Raw genomic sequence first — 12541 nt, 5'->3', positions numbered from 1 at the left:
TGCGCGAAACCCTTGATTTTTCAAGATTTTTAGGGAACGAATCAGCCCTGCTTAATAAGGGGGGCTAAGAATTTTTATTTTATTCCTTGTTAATAAGCTAAGAGTTGTTATTTTATTCCTTAATTAAGATAAAGTTGCTCCCAAGCGGGATTGACTTTTTTAAAATATCCTTCTTGCCCAATGATGCAACACAAATCGAGTGACATGTTAAAAAAAGCCCACTCATCGGGTTTTTCTTGATTTGATGTAGTTATATTCGAGGGCTGAATATTATTCATGAAAAAATAAATCATAAAGAAACTGGAAACTTCGCAATTGTTGAAAAGCAAGTTCTCCAGTTCGTCTTAAATATAACACTAAGATTACAATATTTGCATATTTTTACATATTTGTTTTGGTATAAACATTTACCATCCCTGCCACAGAGAATACAGAGAAGGGAGACAATAAGTATGAATCTTAGTCGCAATGGCATTGCAAAGGAATCAACATTCTTATTCCTGGCATTAGTACAATTACATCTGGATTCGCATCTATGATCAATTGCCAAAAAACACGATTACCGTAAAACTTCTCCGCTATTTTTAGCAAAGTATCGCCTGGTTGAACAGTGTAAAGCATTACTCCAATCCTTGATATTTTGTAAACTTCAACTTCAGCCGCAAGAAGTCCCACACCATAATCTTGATAATTGTTGTAAGCAAGGAGATTATTTTATCCATGTTAACAAAGGCACCTATATAACTAATTAGACAAATTACATAAATTTACGATTGGTGGATTGCGTGCCCTTAGTTATACAATAGGTTGTAGAGTTCTAACCTTATGCACATAACAGTCGTTATATTTTTGTTAGTAGGCTACAAACATTGATTACAGGAACTACCAAGCTTTTAGGTGTAATCGGATATCCCGTAGAGCATTCACTATCGCCCCGGATGCATAATGCTGCTATCGCGCAGATGGGTATTGACTACGTTTATCTTCCGTTTCCAATCGCATCGCATAATTTACAAGTTGCTTTAGAAGGGTTTGCAGCAATTGGAGTAGTGGGTTTTAGCGTTACAATCCCCCACAAACAAGCAATTATTCCTTTAATGTCCCAAGTGTCAAACCTTGCTCAAACTGTTGGTGCAGTTAATACAGTGGTTCGTAAAGATAATAAGTGGATTGGTACGAACACTGACGTAGAAGGTTTTATTTCTCCACTGCAATCTATACATAAACGTGATTGGCGTCAAACCATAGCGGTAATTTTAGGTAATGGAGGAGCAGCACGTGCGGTTGTTGCAGGGTGTCTTGAGCTTGGTTGTGCCCAGATTCATGTAATTGGGCGTAATATGAATAAATTAGTAGCTTTTCACGAAAGTTGGGAAAATTCATCATTTAGTTCGCATTTACACATACACCACTGGGATAGTCTTCCAAAATATATCCCGCAAGCCGATTTACTCGTAAACACAACTCCAATTGGTATGTACCCTCATGTTGATGAGGCGCCTTTAACCAACGAAGAAATGCAGCAGTTACAAAAAGGCGCCATCGCATACGATTTAACTTATAATCCTAACCCAACCAAATTTCTAAAACTTGCCCAACAAGCAGAAGCTATAACCATTAACGGTCTCGAAATGCTCGTCCAACAAGGCGCCGCAGCTTTAAAAATTTGGCTAGAACGCGATGACATCCCCGTTGATGTCATGCGTGAAGCTGTCTTCTCTATTTTCTCTGCGTCCCTGTGGTAAAACACAGCACAGGCAGGATGCCTATGCTACAAAAATTTTCGCGCTAGGAGAAAGCTAGAAATCGATTTAGCATCAATAGGCTCACCATCATAAATAGCCTTCTCTAACTCAGCAGCACTCCATACCAGCGTCTCAATATCCTCATCTTCATCTTGTGCTGGCGGTGTTTCTAGCTTTTTTAAATCAGTCGCCAAAAATGCATAAATAATTTCATCAGAATAACCAGGAGCAAGAAAAAATTCTCCGAGCTTCTCCCATTTGCCCGCACGATAACCTGTTTCTTCTTCGATTTCTCGTTTAACGGTATCCAATGGGTCTTCATTTACTTCTACAGTACCAGCAGGAAACTCGATTATTCTACTGCTAACTGCAAAACGATACTGTCGCACCAGTACAAATTTACCGTCCGAAGTTACAGGTACTGCCAAGGCGCCTCCAGGGTGACGAATACATTCCCACTCACCTTCAGATTTATTCGGCAAACGTAAACGATTAACCTCAAAATCAAACTTCCGTCCCTTATAAAACAAACGCTGTCTTAGCAGTTGTGGTAATTCTCTACCTAATGCCATAATTGGTTCAGATTGTTTCAAAATATACAGATGCACCTAGAAATAAGCACAATATGACGTATTATAAAGCTTGGCGTATACCAGAACAGTTTACATCTTTAACAAGCTGTTTAATCGTTCGACCAGAAACTGGTTCTATCCAATCTGGTGCAATTTCTGCCAGTGGTACTAGCACAAAAGCACGCTCTCGCATCCGAGGGTGAGGAATTTCTAATTTCGGTGTTTCGATAATTTGGTCTGAATATAATAATATATCTAAGTCCAATGTTCGCGCGCCCCAACGCTCACTCCGTGTCCGCCCAAAATTGTTTTCAATTTGTAAAACTATTTCCAATAATATTTCTGGTATCATTTCCACTTGCAATAGAGCGCAACCGTTCAAATAATCAGGTTGTGGTGGACCGACTGCTTTAGTGCGATACCAACTCGATTTTGTAAGCACCCTGATTCCTGGCGTTTGCGCTAGTGCGTCAATCGCTCCTGATAAAATTGTGTAACTGTCACCAATATTGCTTCCTAAAGCAATCGCTGTATTATTAGACAAACTACCTTTTCTCGCTTATTGCTCTATTTCAATAATTAGTAAAAATGATGTGTTTAATTTTACGCTCATTGTGTTGGAGAAAACCAAATGTTGGTGTTAAATAACAGTATATATATTTAGGCTCCGATAGGATGTTATACTAACACAAACAAAGTGCTTCGATTCAAAGTTTTGATTATTAATTAACTTGCAACTGCTTGGTATGGGGAACTGACGTGGTTAAGTTTACCTCTTGGTTCAAAGATAAAACGAACTTAAGTGATACGCATACAAACAATTTGGAACCGCCATCGGGCGATATTCAGGTTGAAAACGAGGAATCGACGGATGAGTTGACGAGCGCAGAAGAGGAACCGAAAAAACAAAGGATAGGCAAGCAGTTGCTTAATAAAGTCGGGAGTGTATCATCTGCGATCATCTCGAAACTTCCTGGTCATCCCAAACCGCTGTATCGTCGCTACTGGCTTTTGGTTTTCTTAGTTTTAGGTGGTGGCACCATTACAGTTGCCAACACAATTTCTAGTATCGACCGAAAGTTACCTTCAACCTCAGAACTAAATAGTTTAGCTCGTGAGCAAACGCTGACGATAAAAGCGGCTGATGGAACAATTTTACAGCAGTCTGGGCCTGCAACGCGCGAACAGCTAGCTTTGAGTGATATTCCCGAAAAACTCAGAAAAGCTTTTATTGCTTCTGAAGACCGACGCTTTGAAAAACATGACGGTGTTGATGCTCAAGGTATTGCGCGCGCGATGGTCAATAATTTGCGCTCGCAAAACGTCGTTGAAGGTGGTAGCACAATTACGCAGCAGTTAGCGCGTATTCTTTTCCTTAAGCAAGAGAAAACTATTTTGCGTAAGGTTAGGGAAGTTCGTCTAGCACAAAAAATGGAGAAAGAACTTAGCAAAGACAAGATTTTAGAACGATATTTAAATCTTGTTTATCTTGGTTCTGGTGCCTATGGTGTTGCGGATGCTTCCTGGGTATATTTTAGTAAGCCAGTTAGCGAATTAACTTTGGCAGAAATGGCCACCATCGCTGGGTTGGCACCTGCACCCAGTGTATACGCTCCCGACCGAAACCCAGAAGCGGCAAAACAGCGGCGCAATTTAGTATTGCAGCGAATGCTTGAAGATGGTGTAATTACTGCGAACCAAAGAGAACAAGCAGTAAATGAACCACTAACTATAAAATCTAGCGTACCCAAACGCTTAGAAGTTCAAGCACCGTATTTTACGAGTTTTGTTCAAAAGGAACTGCCTAAGTATGTTTCTCCTGAAGTCATCGAAGCGGGTGGGTTGACAGTAGAAACAACTCTTAACCCCACTTGGCAAGCAGCAGCAGATAAAGCAGTAGCGAAAACCTTACGAAACCAAGGACGCTGGGAAAATTTTAAGCAAGCAGCGCTAGTATCAATTGACCCTCGCACCGGGGAAATAAAAGCAATGGTGGGGGGTAAAGATTTTGGTAAGTACCAATTTAACCGTGTCACTCAAGCACAGCGACAACCTGGTTCGACTTTCAAAGGATTTGTTTACGCAACTGCAATTGCTACAGGGATGAGTCCTTATGAAAATTTTCAAGATAGTCCGTTAGTAGTAGACGGTTACGAACCAAAGAACTTTGACAAGGGTTTTCGAGGTTCGCTGGATATGGTAACGGCGCTTACCAAGTCAATTAATATTGTCGCAGTACGAATTTTGATGAAAGTAGGCTTTAACCCTACCATCGAACTTGCCCATAAAATGGGAATTAAATCTGAACTGAAACCAATGTACTCTTTGGCGCTCGGTTCATCGGAAGTTAATTTGCTTGAGTTAACGAGTGCTTACGGTAGTTTTGCTACTGAAGGTGTTCACAACGAAGTTCATGGTATTACCCGTATCGTTAACCGTCGGGGAGAAGAAATTTGGAAAGCAAACTTCACTCCTGTTCGCGCGCTTGACTCGGATAGCGCAAATATTACAACTTGGATGTTACGCAATGTTGTAACATCTGGCACAGGTCAACCAGCACAACTAGATAACCGCCCAGTTGCAGGTAAAACCGGAACAACAGACGAAGCTCGTGATTTGTGGTTTATTGGCTTCATACCACAAGTTGTTACAGGTGTCTGGTTGGGTAACGATAATAACAATGTTACTTATGGAAGTAGTGCTTCAGCCGCTTACACTTGGCACGAGTTTATGGAGGAAGCGGTAAAGGGGATGCCTATCGAGCAGTTCCCAAAACGTCCTAAACTTGACGACCGTAAAGGTACTATCAAAGCTGAACCAATCAAAGCACGACGAATAGTTAACCGTGCATTTGACGACAAAGATAGAAGGGGTGATGATAGTTCGGGTGATGATTCTTCGAGACAGTCTAGAAGACGACGTTCTCAACAATTTACCTCGGATAATAACAATAACGATAACGATAACAACGAACGGTCTTCGAGAAGGCGCCAACGCTCGTATCAAAGCACACAGCAAGACGACAATAATACATCAAGTCGTCGCAGACGGCGCAGTCAAAGTGATGATAGCTCCCAAAGTACTAGTAATTATAGTAATAACAATCGCTCTGATTCGTCCTCTGATTCTCGTCCAAGGCGCCGACGAAACCGCACAAGTGATTCTGACCCATCGTCTTCGTCTTCGTCACGTCGAAGTCGTGATTCTTCGAGTGGCAACAGTTACACTCCTTCACGCTCAAGAAGTTCCTCTGGTTCCTCTGGTTCTTCTGGTTCCTCTGGTCGCTCCGACTCAGCACCAAGTACACCCTCATGGCGTGAACGTTTACGACCATCCGGTGGTGATGGCTAGTCGTTCATGTCATTAAATTTGGTCGGCTCACGGCGTCTCGCCTGACCGGACGCACATCTGGGACAGATATGCTATAACACACCAGAATTAATGACACAGACCACTACTAGTCTGTGTCATTAACTCTTTTCTCCGTGGACTCTGTGGTAAAAGATATACCATTAAAATTCATAAAAGCACTAGGTGCCAATTTACTGCACAGGCAAGGATGCCTGTGCCACGGTGAAATTATTAATACTGGTCTTTCTCAAGAAATGTAAATATCTTTCTATAGTACTTGTCTCTATTCTCCCCACTGAGAGATGTAGTCAAAGCATAATTTTTATACGGTCATAAGTAAAGCAATATATAAAAGGAAAAAACACTTATGTACTTTTTCATGGAAGCAGCAGCAGGTGCCGTATCTCAGGCACCTAGTTTTCCTACAGCCTCAATTGCAGTTTATGTAATTGGATTTATTGCAGCTGTAACAATTGGCTCAGTTGCATGGTATAACTCAAAGCGTCCTGTAGGTTGGGAAGACAAAGAACGCCCAAGTGTAGTACCCAAAGTTGAAAAAGACGAAACTCCCGGACTTGGAGAACCAAAAGCCGAGTAATATTATGAGTTATGAGTTATGAGTTATGAGTTAATAGTTACTCAATACTCAATACTCAATACTCAATACTCAATACTCAATACTCAATACTCAATACTCAATACTCAGCACTCAGCACTCAGCACTCAGCACTCAGCACTCAGCACTCAGCACTCAGCACTTTTAACTAATTCTGTATTTCAATCCATCGACGGTAAAGTTTTTGAATGTGTTTGAGAACAGCATCTGCTACGGGTTTGTTTGAATCGTTCTTTTGAGATAATTTCAGCAGTTTACCCAGTAGTTTTGCTTCTTCTGTACCAACTTCACCGTCACTATATATTAATCCGCTAATTGACTCGATTAAATTTTGACAGTCCTCGTGAGTCGGGTGTTCTCCTAAGTACTCATGTACCCATTTATAAAACTCGTTTGGCTTTACTGCTAATAATTCGTACAGGTAAGGTTTGATTTCTGGGTCATTTTCTAAACCCTTTGCTTGTGCGATTTGACGTAAATATCTCCGCTCTTCAGGCTGGATTATACCATCAATCCATGCTGCTCCAACCAGTATTTTCACATGCGTTTTCACACTCGCATCGTTCATATGCAACCTCGTTTCAGTGTATTTTGCCTTCATGGAAATACTAGCAACACAACGAAGCGTAACTTACGAATCATCCGATTTTCTTAAACGCACCATGAAGAACCCATCCATATTATGTTGATGCGGCAATACTTTTAACCAGCCCTGTGGAGTCAAGAACTTATGTACTATGAATTTCATCGGTGCCTCAATTTTCCAGTTAGGGTTGGCAGTTAAAAACGACTCCACTACAGTTTCGTTTTCAAGTGGATGTAATGTACAAGTAGCATAGACTAATATACCACCTGGTTTCACATATTTTGCTGTGTTTAATAATAATTCGCGTTGAAGTATAGATAATTCTTCCACGGTTTCAGGAGTTTGGCGCCATCGTGCATCTGCATGACGATGCAAAGTACCCAACCCAGAACAAGGTGCATCAAGTAAAACGCGGTCGGCAGTATTAATGAACTGTGAAAAACTCCGACTGTCCCCAGTACATATTTCTATACACTTTAACTGTAAGCGCTGGGCATTTTCCTCAAGTTTACGCAGTCGCGAAGCAGTACGGTCACAAGCCCATATTTTACCTTTATCTTGCATCAGTTCGGCTATATGAGTTGTTTTACCACCTGGCGCCGCACAAGCATCAATTATTATTTCTCCTGGTTGTGGTTCCAGTAAATAACTCACAAGTTGTGCGCTGCTATCTTGTACAGTCCACCAACCTTGATAATAACCAGGTAAATTTTGAATGGCGCCGCTACTACCAACTAAACGTAAAGCTTGGGGTAAATAAGTTAGTCGCTCATATTGAACACCAACGTTTTGAAACGCTTGCTCAACTTCTGTCACCGAAGCACGCAGCAAATTTACTCGTAAATCAATTGTCGGTGTTTGGTTCATCCATTGGCATAACTTTTCAGTCTCATCGGAACCAAACTGTTTTTCCCACACTTCAATTATCCAGTCGGGGAAACTATATAAAACTCCTAACCCCTCACCCTTTAACCCTTCCTCTTCCTCTAACCGTATGTACTGACGCAACATCGCATTTACTACTCCTGCGAGTTTAGCAATACCATTTTCTTTCGCTAGCTCTACAGTAGTGTTAACTGCGGCAGAAGGTGGTACTCTATCTTGGTACAATAACTGGTACAAACCTAGATGTAAAATGGTACGAAGGTCTTTTGGTTGTTGGTACGCTTTTTTCTTGCCTAGCTGGTCAATTAAATAGTCTAGAGTTCGCAGGCGCCGAACACTTCCATAAACTAGCTCAGTAACAAGCCGTCGGTCACTATCAGATAAATTCGATTTTGGATTAAACTTTTTTAACGCACGGTCAACAGCAACATCAACAAAGGCGCCGTTGTGTACATCACGTAAAGCAATAAAAGCAATTTGACGGGCTGAAGACATTAATTAAAAATCTAATTGTCATTATTTATATATAATGACGTATAAATTGATATTGACGTAGAGACGCGATTAATCGCGTCTCTACAAAAATCCAAAATCCATTCATGTCCCGAAGGGAAAATCCAAAATCCAAAATTCTAATAGCGTGCAGTATCAACGCTACCAATTTCAAATTCGCACGCGCGTGATACAAGTTCTTGAGGTAGTTCTTCAAAACTGACGAGCGGTAAGTGTTGAGGATTTTCGACTAGTTCTTTGGCAAGTAAGAAGCCAGCAATAGTCCAAGTTTGGTACTTACGAGCTTGCTTACCAATCAATCGTCCCTTCTTACCATCATAATACTCAACCCACTCATCATTCTTTAAACGTGAGGCAGCAATGGCAATGGCTTTTTTTGCAAGGTCAAGTCGATTAGTTTTGACGGCACCAGCAGCTAACATCCATAATAAAACAGGCCAACTGCCAGCGTTGTGATATGACCAAGGAATATTTTTCGGGTCACATCCAGTAACTATTCGGTACTCTTCACCTTCTAAAGCAGGGAAACAAATTTTCATCGGCATGTCGCCAACTAAATTATCCCAGCGTTGGTCTACCAAATTCATAATCGCTTGTGATTGCTCCTCGGTTGCTAACTCGGAAATAATAGCCATCAAGTTACCAAGTGAGAAGAAGCGTGTATCAAGTTGGGATGGTCCAACGTTACCTGCTAGATAACCACCGTTCATGGGTAGCCACTTGTCTAATTCATAATATGGAAGCGAATCAGTATATATATTGAATAGGTTTACTGCTGCTTTGCCATATTCTTCACCCTTGAAACGGTAAATAGCGTTGAGACGGTTGATATCAATCCAGTAATGCTGACGAATATGAGCGCATAATAAGGGTAAGCGGTTATCGATGGCAGCTACAATATTTTCGTTGTATTCACACACTAGTAACTCGCGCGCCGCTCGCAGCGAGGCATAAAATAAAGCTTGAATTTCTAGGGGATGTCCATAAATTCCCATCCGACGGTCTATCATGCAGGCGCCATCTGGAACCAACAGGGTTGGATACATATCAAAACGGTTCGCCAAACATAATTCTACAATTAACTTGATTCCATTTTGGAATTCAGGCTGATAAGCAAAACAATAATCTTTAGTTGCCACCACATACGCACGCAACAAAATAATCCACCATAAACAGGAGTCAACAGGTGTTACTCGTGCGATAGCATGTTCTCCAAAGTCGGCATCAAGGTATTCAGTACCATCAATTGAAACGACTTTGAAACTAGCAGGCATCAATCCGCGCGCGGGTTTATAAGCATCAAGTTCTCTTTCTTTAGGTTGCAACTTTAAAGTTTCTTCCAAGAAGTTACGGACAATATCAGTTCTACCCTTCATTAAGAATATCAGAGCAGATGACACAAAATCGCGTACAAACACTTGGTCATAATTTAGAGCTTCTGTGGAATCATCAAACGCTGCCACTGTTCCTATTGGGTGCCCTTGATAATAAACAATAGATTTTTCTAACGCAGACCAAGCTTCACTGTCGATATCGTTGCCTTTTACTGTTGTTATCATGTCCTCAAGTTGCATCGCTTATAAGCTCCTTTTTCATTTTATTTCTTACAGTAGAAACACCTTTTCTATTCGCTATCTTTATTTTAACAATCATGATTTAATATCATGTTTTTCAAAGAAAGCGAATACTATCAACACTTAATTCGTATCGGCTCAATGACACATATTATGACCGTGATATAATCAACGTTCATTATTTCAGTGCTATCTGAATCAACAATCGTCAACTCAAATCTCTACTTGAAAATGTAGTTATTGCTCGAACTGTTACAGATAAAATTCTGACAACGCACCAAGCCTTTTTCAAAACATTTAATAACCTACGAACTATACCTAGAAATTTTATTTCACAAACTAATACATAAGTTGTATTTATCTAGGTAGTTCAAACTTAAGTAGTCTTACTAGATTCGACAAACTGGGCGATAATGACTAGACATATTTATTTGAATACATTTTAATCATAATTTATAACTTTTTTTCACAATATGCAACATTATTTTCAGAATTAACGTATCACACGTATGCTTAAGCAATATAATTAACCAGTTTAAATCTTTATTAGTAATAATTTAAACATTGATACCAAACTTCAGAACATAGACTAAAGCTCCAATACAGCGATAACTTATAAATCAAATCATAATAAATGAGTTTCACGGCGGTGATCTTTTTTACATTAAATAAAAGTTTACAAATCGAGTTATTCTCATCCTACAAAATGAGAAGGTAAATGCTTATTTCAGAAATTTACTAACGGCATTAACTTTGTTGTTACAAGATGTTAGTATCAAAAAATACATTTTATATCCTTTCTGTCTTTTTCGCAACAAATATTTAGCCACAACTATAAAGTTGCCGAATTTAGCCAAATATAATAGTGTGAAGGTAAGCGTGGTAATATTTCGTCTGGAATTTGGTTTGGAAAATACTGCATAATCTAGAGAATAAGTGTATAAAAGTTCTTTGATTACTTAGCTTAAAGGTTAATTTAATATCATCCAATAATTTGTACTATAATATTGCAATTTCGATCAGGAATAATAATCATGAATACAAATGTAATTTTGCTTCTTATGTACTAACTGTTTTAGTATTAATAAACTTTTGTATAAATACTGTTGTGTGATGTAATCAAATAAAGCTTAGTTCTGCCTACCTCAGTTTTACTAATGGTTTGCAGAACAATTGCTTATTTATTATTGAATTTGATTAATACTATTATTTTTACTTAAACAAGTAAAATATCTGTCAATAGTTATACAAAATTAACGCATGATACAACATGAGATAAATACTATAGTTATAGCGAAGCAAGGAGTTTCTTTTTTTACTTACTCTGTAATCATAGCACCCTTGTATATATATTAGCCGAAATAAATATACAGTTACTTAGTAAGAATCGGTAAATAATTTGGTTTAATTTTGAAGCTAGTGTAAATCATCGCTCGTGTTGGCGCCTGAGCTAATCTTTTTGTTGTATTTTTGACACAGAATAGCTGTACTGAAAATTTGCAATAATCTTTGACTAGATTCAGAATTAATGCGCTCGTGCTTTAAACAGCCTCTACTTCTATTTTTAAGCTACTTCAAAATACAAGCATCCGTCAAGATGCCGAAATGCTAAACATTAATCGCTACTTACAAAGTACTTAGGTAAAAATTACTAGTTTTCATTCAAATGTTAGCACATCAATAATTAAGGCAAGGTCTGCTTACTGTTTAAGATTATGTAAACTAAAGCTTAATTAAAAAACAGAATTTTTCTCAGTGTTTCCACGTAAAATGTGATATAATGCAAATCCAAGAAGGTTAAACAAGAAGGGTAAATGATTTTTTAGTTTCTCAACTTGATGTGCGTAGTGCCTAATAAAACATTCATCAAAAATCTATAAATCATCGATAAAAATTAATAATCATTAACTAGTGATATAACTTACCATAGCTTATATAACATTTACGATACATTTATTCAAAGCCCTTAAATGCAACTAGTGTAAAGCACTGACGAGCGTGAAAAATCTATGTTAAAAACGGCTCAAGTTGTGAAGTCTCCATCAGTTGAACGTTTGCTCGACCTCTGGGCACAACGTTACACACTTGAAAAATCTGTGGCTTCCCAAGAAAACCTATCATTGGAGAGTAGACTACTCGCAAATGCCTCGTCACAAGGTCGTGCGTTAACAGCAAAAAAGTTAAAAGACAATATATTGAACGTTAATTGCCAGATGGGGTGGATACAGACGAAGACGCTCTACGCTTATATTCCGAATGTTTTGGATTTGAGTGAAGCGCGTCGGATTACACAATTTGCTTTTCGTGTATATAAGAAGCTAATCGAAGTCTACCAAAAACAATGTCCTCAAAGAGACGAAGTGCCGACTGAACAAGGGCTAAACTCTTTAGGAGTGCCTGCAATATCCGACTTGGCATACGCTCTTGAACCGATACTGCTAGTTTTTCAAGAACAGCACATCGCATCAAAAGACTGGCGTGCTTTAGGATTTATGACTACACAGTTAAACTTTACCAATAAGTTAATCGCTAAAAAGCTATCTGAAAGCGAAAGAATATTGCTTGCTCCTTATTTGAAGTTTGTTGAAGAGCAAGTCGCGATACCTTGGCAAAGAGTTTGTGCAGCAAGTGCAAACCATGCTATCGACTCTGCTGAGTATCGCTTGGTTGAAGAAATGCTACCAGCGGCGCCGTCTATC

At 39.2% G+C, this 12541-nt stretch carries 10 protein-coding genes and 1 pseudogene; 5 read left to right on the top strand and 6 right to left on the bottom strand.

Annotated features, from left to right (window positions below):
• Positions 1-119 precede the first annotated feature (119 nt).
• The gene (locus tag AC2JBO_RS36470; protein ID WP_496958521.1) at positions 120-278 is read right to left on the bottom strand and encodes a hypothetical protein; all 159 of its coding nucleotides are present in this window, start codon (positions 276-278) and stop codon (positions 120-122) included.
• A gap of 591 nt (positions 279-869) precedes the next feature.
• On the opposite strand from AC2JBO_RS36470, the gene AC2JBO_RS36465 reads away from it, so the two are divergent.
• Positions 870-1745, top strand: a complete 876-nt coding sequence (locus AC2JBO_RS36465) for a shikimate dehydrogenase (protein ID WP_496958520.1) — start codon at positions 870-872, stop codon at positions 1743-1745.
• A 26-nt stretch (positions 1746-1771) separates the two neighbouring features.
• On the opposite strand, the gene AC2JBO_RS36460 is transcribed toward AC2JBO_RS36465, so the two are convergent.
• Positions 1772-2317, bottom strand: a complete 546-nt coding sequence (locus AC2JBO_RS36460; RefSeq protein ID WP_496958522.1) for an NUDIX hydrolase — start codon at positions 2315-2317, stop codon at positions 1772-1774.
• A 61-nt stretch (positions 2318-2378) separates the two neighbouring features.
• On the bottom strand, positions 2379-2861 hold the full coding sequence (folK, locus tag AC2JBO_RS36455) for a 2-amino-4-hydroxy-6-hydroxymethyldihydropteridine diphosphokinase (protein ID WP_496958519.1): 483 nt from the start codon (positions 2859-2861) through the stop codon (positions 2379-2381).
• A 215-nt stretch (positions 2862-3076) separates the two neighbouring features.
• Between folK and AC2JBO_RS36450 the strand changes: the two genes are divergently transcribed.
• The 3 genes from AC2JBO_RS36450 to AC2JBO_RS36440 all read left to right on the top strand — a co-directional run bounded on the left by AC2JBO_RS36450 (position 3077) and on the right by AC2JBO_RS36440 (position 6482).
• A complete protein-coding gene (locus tag AC2JBO_RS36450; RefSeq protein WP_496958518.1) occupies positions 3077-5668 on the top strand; it encodes a transglycosylase domain-containing protein in 2592 nt (863 codons plus the stop codon).
• Positions 5669-6035: 367 nt separating this feature from the next.
• Positions 6036-6266 (top strand): photosystem II assembly protein Psb35, encoded by a 231-nt coding sequence (gene psb35, locus AC2JBO_RS36445; protein WP_496958517.1) that lies wholly within the window; start codon positions 6036-6038, stop codon positions 6264-6266.
• A gap of 18 nt (positions 6267-6284) precedes the next feature.
• The gene (locus tag AC2JBO_RS36440; RefSeq protein ID WP_496958516.1) at positions 6285-6482 is read left to right on the top strand and encodes a hypothetical protein; all 198 of its coding nucleotides are present in this window, start codon (positions 6285-6287) and stop codon (positions 6480-6482) included.
• Here the strand turns inward: AC2JBO_RS36440 and AC2JBO_RS36435 are convergent.
• From AC2JBO_RS36435 to AC2JBO_RS36425, 3 genes are all read right to left on the bottom strand, one after another.
• Positions 6433-6852: a tellurite resistance TerB family protein gene (locus tag AC2JBO_RS36435; protein WP_496958515.1), complete on the bottom strand. Its 420-nt coding sequence runs from the start codon at positions 6850-6852 to the stop codon at positions 6433-6435. The two genes, AC2JBO_RS36440 and AC2JBO_RS36435, sit on opposite strands and share 50 nt — an antisense overlap.
• 63 nt (positions 6853-6915) lie before the next feature.
• Complete coding sequence (locus AC2JBO_RS36430; protein WP_496958514.1) at positions 6916-8250, bottom strand: 16S rRNA (cytosine(967)-C(5))-methyltransferase; 1335 nt, start codon at positions 8248-8250, stop codon at positions 6916-6918.
• A gap of 137 nt (positions 8251-8387) precedes the next feature.
• Positions 8388-9842, bottom strand: coding sequence for a glycoside hydrolase 100 family protein (locus tag AC2JBO_RS36425; RefSeq protein ID WP_496958513.1), 1455 nt, complete (start codon positions 9840-9842; stop codon positions 8388-8390).
• 2009 nt (positions 9843-11851) lie between these two features.
• On the opposite strand from AC2JBO_RS36425, the pseudogene AC2JBO_RS36420 reads away from it, so the two are divergent.
• Positions 11852-12541: pseudogene (locus AC2JBO_RS36420) on the top strand (hypothetical protein); the annotation flags it as partial.

It is taken from the genome of Calothrix sp. CBUCES-K 9914 (assembly GCF_059640475.1).
Note: the sequence above shows the minus strand (reverse complement) of the source record. Positions and strands in the feature narration are given on the sequence as shown.